General features: G+C 43.8%; 12 protein-coding genes. 1 reads left to right on the forward strand and 11 read right to left on the reverse strand.

The annotated features are described in order from the left end of the window. Positions 1–12: 12 nt before the first annotated feature. The 7 genes from RT143_RS02195 to ppsR all read right to left on the reverse strand — a co-directional run bounded on the left by RT143_RS02195 (position 13) and on the right by ppsR (position 6,732). Entirely contained in the window at positions 13–462 is a 450-nt protein-coding gene (locus RT143_RS02195) for an ExbD/TolR family protein (protein ID WP_313090868.1), read from the reverse strand. A gap of 30 nt (positions 463–492) precedes the next feature. Further along, positions 493–1,116, reverse strand: coding sequence for a MotA/TolQ/ExbB proton channel family protein (locus RT143_RS02200; RefSeq protein WP_313090869.1), 624 nt, complete (start codon positions 1,114–1,116; stop codon positions 493–495). Between the two features lie 63 nt (positions 1,117–1,179). Beyond that, positions 1,180–2,331, reverse strand: a complete 1,152-nt coding sequence (locus RT143_RS02205) for a ParB/RepB/Spo0J family partition protein (protein WP_313090872.1) — start codon at positions 2,329–2,331, stop codon at positions 1,180–1,182. Between the two features lie 179 nt (positions 2,332–2,510). After that, positions 2,511–3,311, reverse strand: a complete 801-nt coding sequence (locus tag RT143_RS02210; protein ID WP_313090874.1) for a ParA family protein — start codon at positions 3,309–3,311, stop codon at positions 2,511–2,513. Between the two features lie 101 nt (positions 3,312–3,412). Beyond that, positions 3,413–4,060, reverse strand: a complete 648-nt coding sequence (rsmG, locus tag RT143_RS02215; RefSeq protein ID WP_313090875.1) for a 16S rRNA (guanine(527)-N(7))-methyltransferase RsmG — start codon at positions 4,058–4,060, stop codon at positions 3,413–3,415. After that, positions 4,060–5,754: a Si-specific NAD(P)(+) transhydrogenase gene (gene sthA, locus RT143_RS02220; RefSeq protein WP_284034033.1), complete on the reverse strand. Its 1,695-nt coding sequence runs from the start codon at positions 5,752–5,754 to the stop codon at positions 4,060–4,062. The genes rsmG and sthA overlap by 1 nt, the downstream gene beginning before the upstream one ends. A 93-nt stretch (positions 5,755–5,847) precedes the next feature. Next, complete coding sequence (gene ppsR, locus RT143_RS02225; protein ID WP_007116642.1) at positions 5,848–6,732, reverse strand: posphoenolpyruvate synthetase regulatory kinase/phosphorylase PpsR; 885 nt, start codon at positions 6,730–6,732, stop codon at positions 5,848–5,850. A gap of 484 nt (positions 6,733–7,216) precedes the next feature. On the opposite strand from ppsR, the gene ppsA reads away from it, so the two are divergent. Next, positions 7,217–9,583, forward strand: coding sequence for a phosphoenolpyruvate synthase (gene ppsA / locus RT143_RS02230; RefSeq protein ID WP_219332893.1), 2,367 nt, complete (start codon positions 7,217–7,219; stop codon positions 9,581–9,583). 103 nt (positions 9,584–9,686) lie between these two features. On the opposite strand, the gene RT143_RS02235 is transcribed toward ppsA, so the two are convergent. The 4 genes from RT143_RS02235 to gyrA form a co-directional block, all read right to left on the reverse strand. Further along, positions 9,687–11,789: a 2-oxo acid dehydrogenase subunit E2 gene (locus tag RT143_RS02235; protein ID WP_313090880.1), complete on the reverse strand. Its 2,103-nt coding sequence runs from the start codon at positions 11,787–11,789 to the stop codon at positions 9,687–9,689. 84 nt (positions 11,790–11,873) lie between these two features. Beyond that, on the reverse strand, positions 11,874–14,687 hold the full coding sequence (gene aceE / locus RT143_RS02240; RefSeq protein ID WP_313090881.1) for a pyruvate dehydrogenase (acetyl-transferring), homodimeric type: 2,814 nt from the start codon (positions 14,685–14,687) through the stop codon (positions 11,874–11,876). A 280-nt stretch (positions 14,688–14,967) separates the two neighbouring features. Then, positions 14,968–15,663 (reverse strand): glutathione S-transferase, encoded by a 696-nt coding sequence (locus RT143_RS02245; protein ID WP_313090883.1) that lies wholly within the window; start codon positions 15,661–15,663, stop codon positions 14,968–14,970. Positions 15,664–15,844: 181 nt separating this feature from the next. Further along, positions 15,845–18,658 carry a DNA gyrase subunit A gene (gene gyrA, locus RT143_RS02250; RefSeq protein ID WP_313090884.1) on the reverse strand — a complete coding sequence of 938 codons (2,814 nt, stop codon included), beginning with the start codon at positions 18,656–18,658 and terminating at the stop codon, positions 15,845–15,847. Positions 18,659–18,933 lie beyond the last annotated feature (275 nt).

Raw genomic sequence — 18,933 nt, forward strand, 5'->3', positions numbered from 1 at the left:
GAACAATAAAAATTATTTGGCATCTGGGGCAATATTACTATCGAGCGAAGTGGCGGGTATCACGGTACTGATATTTAAATTCATAAAGCCCATTTTACCCGCTATATCCATCACTTTAACCACCGATTGGTGACTGGTATCGGCATCAGCAGAGATAACAAATAGCTGCTTTCGGTCTTCACCTGCTTCTTGGCGGATCATCGCCGTCAATTCAGCTTCGCCATTGCCAGATAAAGCAATGCCATTGACCAGATAGCTACCATCTTTTTGCACCGCGACTTCAATACGTTTGCTTTTCTCGGTAATCGGTACGCCCTCTGCTTGCGGCAAAATGATATTGAGTTTACTAAAATGGTTAAAGGTGGTCGACAGCAGTAAAAAAACAATCAAAAACAGTAAGCAATCAATCATTGGGGTAAGATTGATTTCTAAAGGTTCGACCGTAGGTTTACGAAATCGCATGGTTTGACTCTTATACACAGCTACACGCCATTAACGAGGCGTGATTAGACCATTGTCCAGTAATTCTTGCATCATCAAACCCGCTTCTTGTTCAAACGCCGCATTAATATCAATAATACGGCGCTGAAAAATACGGTACGCCATCACCGCAGGTATCGCAACCAGCATACCCCCCGCTGTGGTAATCAGCGCTTGCGATACGCCAGCTGCCAGCATGGTCGGATCTTGCATTGCGCCTTCGGTAATGGCTAAAAAGGATGAAATAATCCCCAATACAGTACCTAAAAGACCCAACAATGGGGCGATAGCACCGATGGTACCCAGCATATTGATATGTTTTTCTAATTGGTGGATGGTAATACTGGCTCGATTTTCCATATGCATGGTCATTGAATCAATCCCATGCTGGCGATTCATGAGTCCAGAAGCGAGGATATCACCCAAAGGCGAATTGAGTTTGACATTCTCAAGCGATTCACGATCAATGTCGCCCTGCTCAATCAGCCGCTGCATCAATTGTTCACGCAGATGAGCGGGTGTCACTGTACTGACTTTAAGTTTTATCGCGCGCTCAATGATGATAATCAACATCAAAATCGAACATAGGACAATGGGCCACATCAACCAACCGCCTGCTTTAACTAATTCCCACATCCGTTATACTGCCTTTGCATGTCAATGACTAATAAATTGAGAAAACTAATCTAATGCGCAAGATTAATGCTCAAGTTGCGACTGGAACTGCACAATCAAAGCTTGTAATTCCTCTTCATTGTGAAAAAATATCTCAATACTGCCCTTACCTTTTGAAGAGCCTTTGATTTTTACCACGGCACCGAGTTGTTCAGAGAGGTGTTGGTTCAGTCGCAGCCTATCATAATCAATTTCTTGGCTTTGTGTCGGCGCTTTTGGATTTAAAATGTCTTTGACTAAGGCTTCAGTCTGACGGACGGTCAGTTGACCCTGTATAATTTTTTTGGCAATAACAGGCTGCTGTTTGGGTGACAGCGCCAATAATGCCCTGGCATGCCCCATGTCCATCTGACCTTCGTTTAGCGCCTGTTTGACATCGTCATGTAATTGGTTCAAACGCAACAAATTAGAAACCGTTGTTCTCGCCTTACCCACAACATCCGCAATTTGCGAATGACTCATGCCAAATTCATCATGAAAACGCTGCAATGCGGCAGCCTGTTCCATGACGCTCAAATCTTCCCGTTGTATATTTTCAATCAATGCCAAGGCAATTGCCAAGTCATCTGACATGGGGCGCATGATGGCGGGTATATGGGTTAAACCTGCAATTTGCGCCGCACGCCAGCGACGCTCACCCGCGATAATTTCATGGGTAATGGGGGAATTGGGCAATACTTTGGCTAAGGGTCGAATCACAATAGGCTGCATCACGCCATGCTGCTTGATAGAGGTTGCCAACTCTTGCAAGGCATCTTCGTCTAAATCAATGCGCGGCTGATACTTGCCACGCTGCAAATACGCGACATTGATATGCATCAAATTTAAGCCAGCGACATTACTATGATCATTGGCATCATTATTGATGGGTGCGTTATGGCTACTGGACTTTAGTGTTTTGGTGGATTTTGGGGTAAATGGTTTGGGGGTTACCGCCGCTGTAGGCGATTTTTTGGCTACGGCTATAGTGGCGCTAGCTTTGGATGATTCATCATCTGAGACATTTTGCCCATCATCGGTTGACTTAGTATTTATTTTTTCAGCGCTTTTAGCGTCGTCGACAGAGGCTCGAACACTCGCATCGATTAGATTACCGGTAATCAATTTTTCTGTTTTGATTGAGCCGAGTAACGCATCAAGTCCTCGATTTGATGCCAATCCACGCTTTTTAACCATGTTGAAATTCCCAATGCCATTAAATAGTTAAAAATGACTGATAAAAAAATTAAACCAATGCCGCCATTTTTGAACTGGCTATTTTAGCAGATTCGCCATAGCTTGAAAAATAGTTTCATTGCTTTTGCCAGTGCGCACTTGCCAACAAGTTAACAAAAAAAGTGCCTAAACAGCTTAATTTAGGCAAGTTGAAATTGGCGACTTTGCTTGATAATTTCATTGGCAAGGCGAATATACGCTTGTGAGCCTTTTGAATTCATCTCATAATCAAGCGCAGGAATGCCGTGCGCCGGTGCTTCTGCTAGACGAATATTACGGGGAATAATGGTATTAAATAAAATCGGACCAAAATGCTCAATCAATTCCATAGAGACATCATTTGCCAAGGTGTTGCGCGGGTCAAACATGGTTCTTAACACACCGCGGATATGCAGTTTTGGGTTTAGCGACTTCAAACGCTCAATGGTTTGCGACAAATCCGCCAATCCTTCCAATGCAAAATATTCACATTGCATTGGGATAATCACCCCTGATGTGGCACACATAGCATTGATGGTAAGTAAACTTAAACTCGGGGCGCAGTCAATCACGATAAACTCATAAGGTTTCGGCGCGCGGCCGTTTTTGGCAGGCATATCAGCGAGCTGCTGCATGGCTTTTGACAAAATTGCATGATTCTCAGGCTTTTGACTTAAATGCAGATCACTGCCTGACAATTCATTGTTGGCACCGACAATATCAAACCCATTTGGGGTTTTGACAATCGCCTCATGGATTGGTAAATCATCCAATAGCACATCAGCAATACTGTACTCTAACTCGCGTTTATCCAGCCCTGATGCCGTGGTCGCATTGCCTTGCGCATCCAGATCAATCAGTAAAACTTTTTTGCGGCGATGTGCCAGTGCACTTGCCAAATTAACCGCGGTGGTGGTTTTGCCCACCCCACCTTTTTGATTAGCAATGGCTAAAATATCCATGAACTGTCTCGCAATGTGTTGATAAAAAGGTTGAAAATTGTAGTCAAAAACAGCCAGTTTTTCAAACCCTAATACCGGTAAAACTGGCTGAAATGGGGTGTTTATCTTTGCAAATAAATCAAATGGCGTGATTCATAGAGCTCTGGCACGGTTAACACTTGGGTGTTAATTTGCCACTCAGTTTGAAGGGCTTGAATCTCATCAACAGGTTCAACCCCCTTCATGGCACAAATGATACCATTGTCTGCCAATTTGCTTTGACTATGGGTGACAAAATCCACCAGTGATGCAAACGCCCTTGAGGTAATGACTTGATAAGTACCTGCATGCGCTTCAATACGACTGGCAACCGGTGTTAGATTTTTTAACCCCATTTCACTGGCGACTTGTTTGATAAAGCGAATTTTCTTTTGGTTACTATCGAGTGCTGTCACCGTACGTTGTGGCTGACAAATGGCAACTATCACTGCTGGCAAACCCGCGCCCGTCCCAATATCTAGCAAATCACCGGCTGGCAAAAATGGCACAATCGACAAACTATCAAAGATGTGTTTGATTAACGCTTGTTGGTCATCTTTGATAGCGGTCAAATTATACGCTTTATTCCAAAATAACAGCTGCTGTAGATAGTACAGGAGCTGTAATTGCTGCTCATCCGATAGTGGCAACTTTAACTCAGAGAGCGCTTGTTGCAACTGCGGTTGTAATTTTACGTACTGGGGTTGTAGCTTTACATTAATTTGCGCCATTAAAACACCCGATTAAGACCATTGAGCGCAGCAACGCGATAGGCTTCTGCCATCGTTGGGTAGTTAAAGGTAGTATTGACAAAGTATTCTAGCGTATTGCTGCCCTTACTTTCCATCACTGCTTGTCCGATATGAATAATCTCAGAGGCGTGATTGCCATAGCAATGGATACCCAAAACCTCTAAGGTTTCACGGTGGAACAGTATTTTTAACACCCCACTACGCTCACCGATGATTTGTGCGCGGGCAAGGTGTTTGAAGAAAGCTTGCCCCACTTCATACGGCACTTTTTCGGCCGTTAATTCTTGTTCGTTTTTACCAATACTTGAAATTTCAGGAATGGTATAAATACCCGTTGGCACACTGCGAACAGGTTGTGCGTTTTCATCGCCCACCATATAAGCAGCGGCGCAGCGTCCTTGATCATAAGCTGCCGATGCAAGCGATGGCCAGCCAATCACATCCCCTGCTGCATAAATATTTGGGATATCGGTTTGGTAATGCTCATTGACTTTAAGTTGACCACGGCTGTTTGCGGTGAGTCCGATGGCGGCAAGGTTGAGACTGTCGGTATTACCTGAGCGACCGTTTGACCATAAAATAGCGTCAGATTTGATGCGTTTACCACTTTTTAGATATAAAATCACGCAGTCATCATAAGTTTCTAGCCGTTCAATTTCTTCTTTGTTGCGAATCAACACGCCAAATTGTCTGAAGTCATGCGACAATGCGTCAGAAATCTCATCATCTAGATAGCTCAGCAACTGCTCTTGGGTATTAATCAAATCTACTTTATAGCCAAGACCGGTAAAAATAGACGCATATTCACAGCCAATCACACCTGCACCATAAATGATAATACGCTGTACCACATAATCCATTTGCAAGATTTTATCGGAATCAAACACGCGAGGATGGCTAAAATCTAACAAATCTGGGCGATAAGGACGGCTACCCACAGTAATAATGGCTTGTTCAAAGGTAATGTCTTGCTCGGTACCATCACTCATATCAACATGAATGGTATGGGTATCTTTAAAACTTGCCCAACCATTGATTAAATCAATTTGATTGCGCTCATAAAAACGGGTATGCGTTTCCACCTGATTACGTACCACTTCACGCGCTTTGGTTAATACTTTATTGAGTGGAATCTGGTGATAGTCAATGCCTTGGTTTAAGATAGGATCGCGGCGATTACCGATAATATTAAACACTGACTGACGCAATGCTTTACTTGGAATTGTGCCTACGTGCGTACAGTTACCACCCACTTGTTTGCGTGGATCAATCACGGCAACTTTTTGCCCAGATTTGGCGATTTTCATCGCTGCTGCTTCACCCGCGGGTCCTGCGCCAATCACAATAGCATCATAATCATAGGCATGGCTAACGGCATCTTGACGCTTGTAACGCTTTAAATTGATACGGGTGTTATCCAGCGGGCTAATCAAATCAAAATGCACCGATGCATCATCAAAATGTTTTACCTTATCATCGTCTTCACTGATACTGACGGTATTGGCTTTTTTATCAGAATCCGAAATTTCAGTTTTGGTTGGTTTTGCCAAAATTTCGGTAATATTTTCTTGGTGCTCAATAATTGACTGCGTATTGGAATCACACATGTTTTCGTTGTCATTGTTTGTAGGGGGAATTTGAGTGACTTTGTCATTAATCCGTTTTTTTGGCATATTAGCTCCCATATTTTAAGCCTTGATAATGAATAAAAAATTTTTAAATTAAATATAAAATACGACAAACCAACCGTATGTTAAGAGATTACATTAACCAATTCGGCGTTTTAACCCCGTCATCTGTAAAATACGCGTCGCGATTTCTTCAATCGACATCGTTGATACATCAATATTTGGAATCCCTTGAGAAATATAAATACCTTGAATGGCGCGCAACTCCTGCTGACATTGCTGATAACTTGCATAGCGGCTACCCGCACGGCGCTCGTTACGAATTTTTACCAGTCGATCGGTGTCAATCACCAAACCAAACAGTTTGTCACGGTAGGGCTTTAACGCTTTGGGCAACGAATTTTCATATAAATCATCTTCAGTCAACGGATAATTTGCCGCACGAATACCAAATTGCAACGCTAGGTATAAAGAGGTGGGCGTTTTGCCCGAACGTGACACCCCAATCAAAATAATATCTGCCGCATCATAATGGGTGGTACGCGCGCCATCATCATTGTCTAAAGCAAAATGCACCGCATCGATACGCGATTTATAGTTCTCAGAATCGACATCCCCATGCGCATGACCGGTATGCGGTGCAGGTTGTACTTTGATTTCATCGGCAATTTTACTGATTAAGCCTTCATAAATATCCAAGTTAAAGGCATCTGCGCCATTGATTCGTTCACGAATCACAGGGTCAACGATGGTATCAAAGACTAGCGGCTTTACCCCATCACGTTGGTGGGCAAGATTGATTTGATTGACCGCTTCATCGGCGCGATCGAGGGTGTCAACATAAGGAATAACCCGGGTCTCAAATGGTACCGTGGGAAATTGGCTTAAAATAGAACGACCTAGGGTTTCAGACGTAATCGCGGTACCATCAGAGATAAAAAACACACTTCGCAACGACTGCGAATTTGCAAAATTTAAGGCGTCTTTATTTTGAATCGTGGCTTTGATTTGCTCAATGGTCATGAAAAATTATCCAAAAAAATGACAAGAAGCGTCCATACTAATTTAAATTAACACTGGTTTAAACTGACACTACTGACATTGGGGTTAACCTCACTCATTCACTGCGTTTTTGGCAGTGAATGTCCTCTATTAATGTCGTTATTAGCGCAGACACTATCGTTTGTCTCAGAGGCATTTGTCTTACAGGCGTTTGTCTTACAGGTCGAGAGTTTGTTATTATACGTGACTTGTAGGCTTTAATCTAACAAATCGATGCTTAATTTGCCTTAATTAGCCATTAGTTATTGTCATTAAAGGCTTATCTACATTTTTTATCCCCTTAAACTCAAAGATATCCAAGCAAAATTTTAGTTGAATTGTTAATCGCTGACAGTTTTTTTAAAATTATAAATTTTTTGCTAGAAAATCATTTTTTAAGATGAATTTTCTACGAAATACCGTTATAATCTTTTCAAAATAATCTTTATTTCACGGAGTTATCACCTTGAACGCACAAGTTATCTCACTCGACAAGTTAGGCAAAAACGACATTGACAAAGTAGGCGGTAAAAACGCTTCATTAGGTGAAATGATTAGTCACCTAACAGATTTAGGGGTAAGCGTACCAGGTGGCTTTGCAACAACGTCTGAAGCTTTTAACAAATTCTTAATCGGTACAGGTCTTCAAGACAAAATCAAAGACGCGCTTCAAGGTCTGGATGTGGATGATGTTGCGGCATTGACTGCCACGGGCAAAAAAATCCGTGACATGATTATTGAGCAAGAGTTGCCTAAAGATCTAGAACAAGAAATCCGTGATGCCTTTGCCGAGATGAGCCAAGGCGAGGACATCGCTGTTGCGGTTCGTTCATCAGCGACTGCCGAAGATTTACCAGACGCCTCATTTGCTGGTCAACAAGAAACTTTCCTCAATATCCGTGGTATTGACAATATCTTGATTGCTATTAAAGAAGTCTTTGCTTCTTTATATAATGACCGCGCCATCGCTTACCGCGTTCACAAAGGTTTTGAGCACGCAGGTGTTGCGTTATCAGCTGGCGTACAACGTATGGTACGTTCAGAGACAGGCACTTCAGGTGTGATGTTCACCATTGATACCGAAAGTGGTTTTAATGACGTGGTATTTATCACAGCAAGCTATGGCTTGGGTGAAATGGTGGTGCAAGGTGCGGTGAACCCTGACGAATTCTACATTTCGAAAGCCTTATTAAATGCCGGCAAACCTGCGGTAATCCGTCGCAACCTCGGCAGCAAACAACAAAAAATGGTTTATGCAGACGAGCACTCAGCTGGCAAATCAGTCAAAATAGTCCCAGTAGACAAAGCAGAACGCAACCAATTTTCACTGAGCAATGAAGAATTGGTTGAACTTGCCAAACAAGCGTTAATCATCGAAAAACATTATGGTCATGCGATGGATATCGAATGGGCAAAAGATGGTGACAGTAACAAATTATTCATTGTGCAAGCCCGTCCAGAGACAGTAAAAAGCCGTGAAAGTCAAAATGTCATGGAGCGTTACATCCTTAAAGAAAAAGGCGATGTCATCTGTGAAGGTCGTTCAATTGGTCAACGTATCGGCGCAGGTACTGTACGCGTGGTCAATTCAATCCATGAAATGGATAAAGTACAAGAAGGTGACGTCCTTGTGTCTGATATGACTGACCCAGACTGGGAACCCGTCATGAAACGTGCGGCTGCTATCATCACTAACCGTGGTGGTCGTACGTGTCACGCGGCAATTATCGCGCGTGAATTGGGTGTCCCTGCCATCGTGGGTTGTGGTAACGCCACTGACCTATTGACCGATGGTCAAGCAGTCACTGTATCTTGTGCAGAAGGTGATACCGGTTATATCTACGAAGGTCAATTGGACTTTGAAATCCAAAACAACTCAATTGAGTCAATGCCAGACTTGGCATTTAAAATTATGATGAACGTCGGTAACCCTGACCGCGCCTTTGGATTTGCCCAAATCCCTAATGAAGGGGTGGGTCTAGCACGGTTAGAATTCATCATCAACCGTATGATTGGCGTGCATCCAAAGGCACTGCTTAACATGAACACCCTACCACGCGAAATCGTACAAGCGATTCAAGAGCGTATGGCAGGTTATGCTTCACCGGTTGACTTCTACGTTGATAAATTAGTTGAAGGTATTTCAACCCTAGCGGTCGCTTTTAAAGATAAGAAAGTTATCGTACGTATGTCTGACTTTAAATCGAATGAATATGCAAACTTAATCGGCGGTAAACTATACGAACCATCTGAAGAAAACCCAATGCTCGGTTTCCGTGGTGCCAGCCGTTATGTGTCAGAAAATTTCCGTGACTGCTTTGAATTAGAATGTCGTGCATTAAAACGTGTTCGTGATGAAATGGGCTTAACCAACGTTGAGATTATGATTCCATTCGTACGTACGACGGAAGAAGCGCGTAAGGTATTAGAGCTACTTGAGAAAAATGGTCTTAAACGTGGTGAAAACGGTTTACGCGTCATCATGATGTGTGAGTTGCCAACCAATGCCTTGTTAGCAGAAGAGTTTTTACAATACTTCGATGGTTTCTCAATCGGCTCGAACGATTTAACCCAGTTAACCCTTGGTCTTGACCGTGATTCGGGTATCGTATCTCAATCATTTGATGAACGTGACCCAGCGGTTAAAAAACTACTGAAAATGGCTATCGATGCCTGTAACGCACAAGGCAAGTATATCGGTATCTGTGGACAAGGTCCTTCTGACCATCCAGATCTAGCGATGTGGTTAATGGAACAAGGTATTACTTCTGTTTCATTGAATCCGGATTCGGTTTTAGACACTTGGTTCTTCTTAGCAAAAACCGAAAAATAAGCTTGTTGGCATTCATAAAGCCCTTAGTTTTGACTAAGGGCTTTTTTTGGTCATTAAAAAACCTAGCATGGAGATGACCCGCTAGGTTTTTTTGCGCTGCAATTTATAACAACACGCGGCGTGGATCTGCTAGTAATTTTGCAATATATCGGGTAAATACCGCAGCGTCCGCACCATTAATCACACGGTGGTCATACGATAATGACAACGGTAGCATTAAACGTGGCTCAAACTCGCCTTTAATCTCATTCCAACGTGGCTGAATACTAGATTCACTGATGCCTAAAATCGCAACTTGTGGCCAATTGACCAGCGGCGTAAAGTAAGTACCGCCAAGATTGCCTTGACTTGAAATCGTAAATGACGCGCCGGTTAACTCTTTGGCAGATAGTTTTTTATCACGCGCTTTTTTGGCAAGCTCACCGATTTCAATCGCTAGTTGCTTGATGCCTTTTCGCTCTACACGTTGAATGACTGGGACTGTTAAACCATCCTCGGTTGCTACGGCAAAGCCTAAATTCACAGATTTACGGATGATAATTTGGGTGTTGTCATCGCTTAAATGGCTGTTAAATTTTGGATGTTGCATCAGCGCATAAGCAGTTACTTTCATGATGAAAGCCAGAATAGTTAAACTCACGCCTTCTTTTTTCATCTCATCTTTTAGGTCACCACGCAATTTTTCAACATCGGTAATATCTGCCAAATCAAACTGGGTCACTTGTGGCAAATAGGTATTGTAATTAAGCTGCGGAATTGAGACTTTTTGTAGACGGGTCAAATCTTGGCGCTCAATTTCTCCCCAAATTTCCGTTTTACTCATATCGGGTAAATTAGGGAGTCCTGAGCGAGCCGCTGATGGCGCAGAGATATTATTTGCTGCTGCAGGCGTGCTAACTGCTTTTATCATATTCTTGACATAAGCAAACACATCTTCTTTGATAATACGCCCATTAGCGCCCGTGCCAGTCACCTCACTGACATCAACACCCAATTGGCGCGTAAGTTTGCGCACCGCAGGACCTGCATAAACCGCGGTATTTTTGGCATTGATTTGCGCTTCAGACAGTTTTGACTGTGAATTTGACTGGCTAGCTGTTGTGGTAGCGCTACTAGTTGAAGTCGGTGCAGTATTTTGCGTTTTAGCGACTTCTTGCTGAGCAGTATGGGTGGTCGCTTGTGGCTGTGATGCTGAACTTGATGCGGATTGCACTGACCCCGGCGCTTCAATCACGACAAAGTCTTGACCATTGGTGACGGTATCGCCAGGGTTAACTAGTAATTCAACCACTTTACCGGCAACTGGCGAGGGGACTTCCACCGAGGCTTTATCAGATTCTACCAACAACAGGGGTTGTTCTGCTGTGACCTCATCGCCTACTTTGACCATCCATTCACTAATCTGTGCCGACTCTACCCCGAGATCAGGCAAACCAAAAGTTTGTTTACCAGCGGGCGTGGATGATTGAGGGGCAGATACTGTTTGAACGGGTGGCTCATTTTGATTTGTCGCTGAATTGGCTTGACTGGCGGCTTGTTCTGATGAGTCACTGGCTAATGATGACTGTTGCGTAGCTGATTGGGAGGCCATCACGATAAAGTCTTGACCATTGGTGACCGTATCCCCTGCATTGACTAAAAATTTGACAATTTTTCCGCTAACAGGTGCCGGTACTTCGACCGATGCTTTATCGGATTCAACCAATACTAGCGGTTGTTCAGCAGTGACAGTATCGCCTTCTTTGACCAACCACTCACTAATTTCTGCGCTATCGACACCCAAATCTGGCAATGTATAAGTTGCTTCAGCTGATGTAGATGTGGGCTGTGATTGGTTTGACGCAGCCATAGACGGCGCTTGCGATGAAGTCGCTTTAGCGTCTTTAGTTTCTTTTTCTCCAGCTTCGTGAGATTGGGCTGCTTGTTGGTCTGTCTGTTGCGCAGATTGCTCTACGGGTGTAGTGTTTGATTGGCTATTGTCTACACTGTCGATGGTGAGAATCACATCACCTTCTTTGACCTTATCGCCGATTTGAAGATTAATCGCTGTGATAGTCCCTGCTGATGTTGCAGGCACTTCCACAGAAGCTTTGTCAGACTCTAATAAGACAATGTTATCGTCCACATTGATGACATCGCCGACTTTGACCATAATTTCGCTGACTTCAGCGCTATCAACGCCTAAGTCGGGAACTTTGATTTCCATGGGTTTATCCTTAAAGTTTTATTTTTACTAAGTTGGCAATCAGCCGCTAATACGTGGCTGATTTTTTCCAATTATTAATTGATATTATTCAGGTTTTTCGTTAAGAATTGGCGCATCGGCTTTATCTTCTGCTTTGCCGTCTGCTGAAATCGCTTCATCATCCTCTTCAACCAAGGTTGGTACAGGTTTTGGATTCGCGCCTAAAATCGCTGGTGCATCTGGGGATTGGTCGATTTGTACTTGAGGATACCAAGCAGGTGAAGCATCGGCATCAATACCTAGGCTACTAATGGCATCTTTGACCAAACGCGCATCAACTTCGCCTTCATCTGCCAATAGTTTGAGCGTTGCTACCACAATATGGGCAGCATCCACTTTAAAGAAACTACGTAATTGGCTGCGGCTATCCGAACGACCAAAACCATCGGTACCTAAGGTGGCATACGGACGACTGTCTGGTAGGTAGGCGCGGATTTGTTCAGAGAATATGCGCATATAGTCAGTGGCGGCGACTACAATGCCTTCATGCTGTGCAAGTTGTTCAGTAACCCAAGGCGTACGCTGTTCATCTAGTGGGTGTAGACGATTGTACTCGTCACATGCCATGCCCTCACGAGTGAGTTCATTAAAGCTTGTGACACTCCACACGTTGGCATTGATGTTGAATTCTTCAGCTAGAATTTGTGCGGCTTTTTCAACCTCACGTAAAATCACGCCCGAACCCAGCAATTGCACTTGTTTTGAACCATTATCTTTGAGCAAGTACATGCCTTTTTTGATGCCTTCTTCGACCCCTATTGGCATGGCTGGTTGCTCATAGTTTTCATTCATTAAGGTGATATAATAGAAAACTCGTTCGCCTTCACCATACATACGGCGCAGACCATCTTGTACAATCACCGCTAGCTCATAACCATAACATGGGTCATAAGTGACACAGTTTGGCACCGTATTAAATAAAATCAACTGATGACCATCTTGGTGCTGTAAGCCTTCGCCATTGAGTGTGGTTCGACCTGCAGTACCGCCCAGCAAGAACCCTTGCGCCTGCATATCGCCTGCGGCCCAAACTAAATCACCGACGCGTTGGAAACCAAACATCGAATAATAGATATAAAAAGGAATCATCGGTAACGCATTGGTTGAATAACTGGTCGCTAACGCAATCCAAGTACTCATCGCACCCGCTTCATTAATGCCTTCTTCCAGCATGTGACCGTCTTTGGCTTCTTTGTAACCCATCAAGGCTTCATGGTCTTCAGGGGTATAATTTTGGCCCGATGCCGAGTAGATACCCAATTGGCGGAACATACCTTCAAGACCAAAAGTACGGGCTTCATCAGGCACAATCGGCACCACACGCTCTTGCAGCGCTTTATTTTTTAGCAGTGCCGCTAGCAAGCGTACAAATACCATGGTGGTAGATTGTTCTTTGCCCGCACTACCTTGTAGTAATTTGTCAAAAATCTCTAACCCTGGGACATCGAGTGGAATATGACCACTACGGCGATTGGGTAAATGTCCGCCCAGTGCCTGACGGCGACCTTTGAGGTATTGGATTTCAGCAGAATTTTCATCAGGACGATAAAACGGCAATTCTTCAAGCTGCGTATCGGTAAATGGCAAATCAAAACGGTCACGGAAGTATTTTAACGAATCAATTTCGAGTTTTTTGATTTGGTGGGTTTTGTTGACCGCTTGGCTTTGGTTAGATAAGCCATAACCTTTGACGGTTTTAACCAAAATCACTGTCGGCTGACCTTTGGCTTTCATGGCTTCGCTAAATGCGGCATACACCTTCATCGGGTCGTGACCACCACGGTCTAAATTTTGGATTTCTTGGTCAGTCCAATCTTTGACCATTTCAGCAAGTTCTGGGTATTTACCAAAGAAATAATCACGGACGAATTTACCATCACGCGCTTTATAGACTTGGTATTCACCATCGAGGGTCTCAAGCATACGGTGTTTGAGCGCGCCTGTATGGTCTTTGTCTAGTAGCGTATCCCATTTACCACCCCAAATAACTTTAATCACTCGCCAGCCTGCACCGCGAAACACAGATTCAAGCTCTTGGATGATTTTACCGTTACCACGTACCGGGCCATCTAGGCGCTGTAAGTTACAGTTAATCACCCAAATCAGATTTTCTAGATTCTCGCGACCGGCTAGTGAGATAGCACCTAAGCTCTCTGGCTCATCGGTTTCACCATCGCCCAAGAATGCCCAAATCTTGCGACCTTCTTTTGGAATCAAGCCACGATTTTCAAGATATTGGTGCACATGCGCGTGATAAATCGACATGATCGGGCCTAAACCCATCGACACGGTTGGGAACTGCCAATAGTCAGGCATCAAATAAGGGTGTGGGTAGCTAGATAGCCCCTTGCCGCCTACTTCACGGCGAAAATTTGTCAGCTGCTCTTCAGTCAATCGACCTTCTAAAAATGAGCGAGCATACATCCCTGGCGAACCATGACCTTGATAATAAATCATATCACCGCCAAAGCTTTCACTCGCTGCACGCCAAAAATGGTTAAAACCTGTTTCGTATAACGTCGCACTCGAGGCAAACGTCGCTAAGTGACCGCCCAAGTCGTCGTCATTTTTGTTGGCACGCATCACCATCGCCACCGCATTGTAACGAATGATAGCGCGAATTTTACGCTCTAGAGTTAAATCACCGGGATACGAGGGCTGGTCTTCTACAGGAATAGTATTGATGTAAGCGGTGTCAAGACGGTTAACGCGTAATCCTTCTTGTACCGCCTTATCATAGATGGCTTTTAGTAAAAAAGTGGCACGTTTTTTTCCCACTGACTTGATCACCGAATCAAAGGCATCAAGCCATTCTTGGGTTTCTTGACTATCAGGGTCTTTAAAATACTGATATTGCATTTTTCGTTCCTTCTGGCAATGGCATCCATCCATGGAAATAACCTAGAATGGAGCTAGGTTGTAAACGACTCAAAGTATTCAACTATTAGACACAAAACATTGTTATAAATAGCGATAGCAATATTTTACATGAAAAAAATATTTATGTATTTTCGCTAATTTTTAATAGGTATTTAGCTATGAAATAAAGGTGAAAAAGACAACTGTTTTTTCTGACCGCGTAGTAAATTTATTGACAAGGTAAAGCAATAAAAGCATTAAGTCGCTTGACAGTCAACCATCAACACTTATCAACCGCTTTTTGATAAGCTGGGCGAGCTTGGCATTTTTTTAACCAATTGTGAATATTGGCGTATTTTGCCTCTAAACTATGGGTTTCTTGCATGGCGTTTATGGCAAATTCAAGCTGTATATCAGCGCCGCTAAATTGGTTGCCAGCAAGCCATTCATTATTTCCCAAATGCTTATCTAGCATTTTGAGCTGTTCGGTTAATGAATGATTCAGGTAAGATTTGTCTATCCCTGATTTGAGTAATTTTGCCACTTGCTTGATACCTATCGGTGATTTTTTTATCATGGTAGCAAATACCAGTCGGATAATAAGCAAGGGCATCAACGAGCTTTCGGTAAAATGCAGCCAATATCGATACTGTTCATACGCCTCACTCCCATAATCTGGGCGAAATTTTTTATTCAGCACCAGTTGTGAGATTGGCTGTGCATCTTGCTGGTCGCTTGGCTGGTCATAGTTATCAATCAAATACTCAATGATATTGGCAGATTCAATCAGCGTTTTTCCATTATCTTGCAGGATAGGTGCCTTACCCATCGGGTGAATTTTTTGCAAAGATTTGGGCGCCAAACCATGATGGCGTTCGTACTTGGTTAACTGATAAGGCAGCTCTAATTCTTCCAATAGCCAAAGGATTCGAAACGAACGTGATTTTTCAAGGTGGTGTAGATGCAGTTTTGACATGGGTATACTCGTCTTTTAATGTAATAGGATTGTTGGAACAAGGTAATTTTAAATTTTATAAGGCTTTAAACTTGCTGGCTGTTGCGAAATTGTAGAATTCAGCGAGAAAAACCAGCTTATTGAGCTTATTGATTGATAAGCTGGTTTGATAAAGTGAGGTTACAAATAGCAAGGCTACAAATTAGTCATCTAGCTGTTGTGCATCGGCTTCTAGTAAACCATCTTGCTGCAGGGCTTCAGACAACTCGATGTCTTGCAAATCCGCACTGTCTTGTAAATCAGTACCATCTTGCGCGATATTGTCAGCCAATGCTGCCTCTAAACTATCTTCGTCCAGCTCGTCTTCGCTACCGCCTTCGACCAAAGCGATGGAAACCAATGATTCATCTTGTGAAATACGAATCAGGGTGACCCCTTGCGCATTACGACCTGTTTGCGCGATTTGTCCGACAGGTGTACGCACCAGCGTGCCTGCATCAGAAATCAGCACAATATCATCGGCATCGGTTACCGCTAATGCCTGCACCAGCTCGCCATTACGCGCCGTGGTTTTGATGGCGATAATGCCTTTACCACCCCGACCTTTGACAGGGAAATCAGAGACAGGTGTACGTTTGCCAAAGCCACGCTCACAAGCACATAAAATCTCGCCTTGTTGTGGGGCAACAACCAACGACACCACACGGCTAACCGCAACGACACTGTCATTGTCTTGGTCATCGTGACTATCGTCTTCAAGCTCGGCGTCTTCGTCTTCGATACCTTGATTGGCCAGTAGCGTCACCCGCATACCGCGTACCCCTTTTGCAGTACGACCCATCGCACGGATTTTACTTTCATTAAAGCGAATGGCTTTACCTTCATTGGAAAATAACATGATGTCTTGCTCGCCATCGGTAATGGCAACGCCAATCAAGTTATCGCCGTCATTGAGTTCGACAGCGCGAAGTCCATTGGCACGAAGGTTTTTAAATTGTGACAATTGGACGCGTTTTACCATACCCGATGCGGTTGCAAAGAACACATAGCTATTGTCATTTTGCTTGTCATCTTCGGTCACAGGCAAGATGGCGGTGACTTTTTCATCGGCATCGAGCGCAATTAAATTGACCATCGGACGGCCACGCGAACCACGGCTGGCAATAGGCACTTCAAACACTTGTAACCCAAACACACGGCCACGATCGGTAAAAATCATCACGTTGTTGTGTGTGGACGTGACTACCATATGGTCAATGACGTCGTCTGCTTTCATGGCAGTGGCTGATTTGCCTTTACCACCGCGTTTTTGGGCGATATAGTCGCTGATAGGCTGGGTTTTGGCATAGCCCGTACGTGACACAGTCAACACAACGGTTTGCTCTGGAATCAAATCCGCACGGCTAAAGTCACTGCGGCTATCGACGATTTGGGTTTTACGTGCATCGCCAAAATCATCACGAATTTGGATTAATTCGTCTTTGATTACTTGCATTAATTGGTCAAAGTTATCCAAAATGCTTTGTAATTGGGCGATGAGTGCCAAGATTTCTTTGAATTCTTGCTGTAGCTTGTCTTGCTCTAGCCCTGTTAAACGGTGCAGCTGCATATCCAAAATAGCATTGACTTGGTCAGGCGATAGACGATAATTTTGGTTATCATCAATCAATCCATATGGGGCATTAAGGTCTTCGCCTTCAATCACATCAGGGCGAATCGAATGACTGCCTGCTGCCTCTAACATGGCAATCACGCCACCTGACTGCCAAGTATTGGTCAGTAAGTTATCGCGGGCTTCTTGGCGGTTTGCCGATGCCTTGATAGTGTCAATAATACGATCAATGTTGGCAAGGGCAATCGTTAGCCCTTCTAGCAAATGACCACGCGCCTTTGCTTTTTTGAGTTCATAAATAGTACGGCGAGTGACGACTTCTTGGCGGTGACGTACAAAAGCGGCAATTAAATCACGCAACGTCATGATTTTAGGTTGACCTTCATCTAAGGCAACCATGTTGATGCTAAAACTCGATTCTAAAGGCGTCTGGATAAATAAATTGTTAACGATGACTTCCGCGTTTTCACCACGTCTTAAATCAATGGCGATACGCATGCCGTCTTTATCTGACTCATCGCGAATCTCGCTAATGCCTTCAAGTTTTTTATCGCGTACCAATTCTGCAATTTTTTCAATCAATTTTGCTTTATTGGTTTGATACGGAATCTCGGTAAATACAATACGTTCACGTTCTTTATTGGCGCCCGTTTCACTCATCGGTTCGATGTGATATTTGCCGCGCAAATGCAAGCGACCTTTACCGGTGCGATAAGCATCGACAATGCCTGAGCGACCATAAATAATACCGCCTGTTGGGAAATCAGGACCGGTGATATGCTGCATAAGCATTTCACCCGAGATGTGCGGATCATCGGCATAGGCCAAACACGCATTAATCACTTCCGTCAAATTGTGTGGCGCCATATTGGTCGCCATACCCACCGCAATCCCTGTGGCACCATTGACGAGTAAATTTGGAATACGGGCTGGCATGACGCTTGGCATTTGCTCAGAGCCATCATAGTTTGGCTCCCAATCCACGGTGTCTTTATCCAAATCACCCAGCATTTGGTGAGTAAGTTTTTGCATGCGCACTTCGGTATAACGCATCGCTGCGGCAGGGTCATCATCCACTGAGCCAAAATTACCTTGACCATCGATGAGCATATAGCGCATTGAGAACGGCTGCGCCAAACGCACAATCGCGTCATACACTGCAGTATCGCCATGCGGGTGGTATTTACCGATAACATCACCGACCACACGCGCCGATTTTTTGTAAGGTTTGTTAAAGTCGTTTGATAATTCATGCATCGCGTATAACACACGGCGATGAACAGGTTTCAGCCCATCACGCACATCAGGTAAAGCACGGGAGACAATTACGCTCATGGCATAGTCGAGATAAGATTGTTTTAATTCATCGACGATGCCAATGGGGCTAACGGAATCGGTGGACATGCACGCTCCTTTTATCAAGCTACTTAAATATGTGAGTCATCTTATTTATTTTACTTTTCAAGGCGATGGCTAACTTAAAAGTACTGCGCAATGTAAAGGCAATGCGCAATTTTGACCAAAAGTTGCAAAAAACCCCAATCAAAAACTTCAGAAAAATAACACAGATGACGTTATATTTTTAGGATAGTAAAAAGGAATAATTATAGCATAAAACGCATGATTTAGCAGTTAACTCACCGCCAAATGTCGACCGTAATGTCAAAATATCATGCTTT

The organism is Moraxella sp. CTOTU48268 (genome assembly GCF_032069585.1).
Taxonomy (GTDB): Bacteria; Pseudomonadota; Gammaproteobacteria; order Pseudomonadales; family Moraxellaceae; genus Faucicola; species Faucicola cinerea.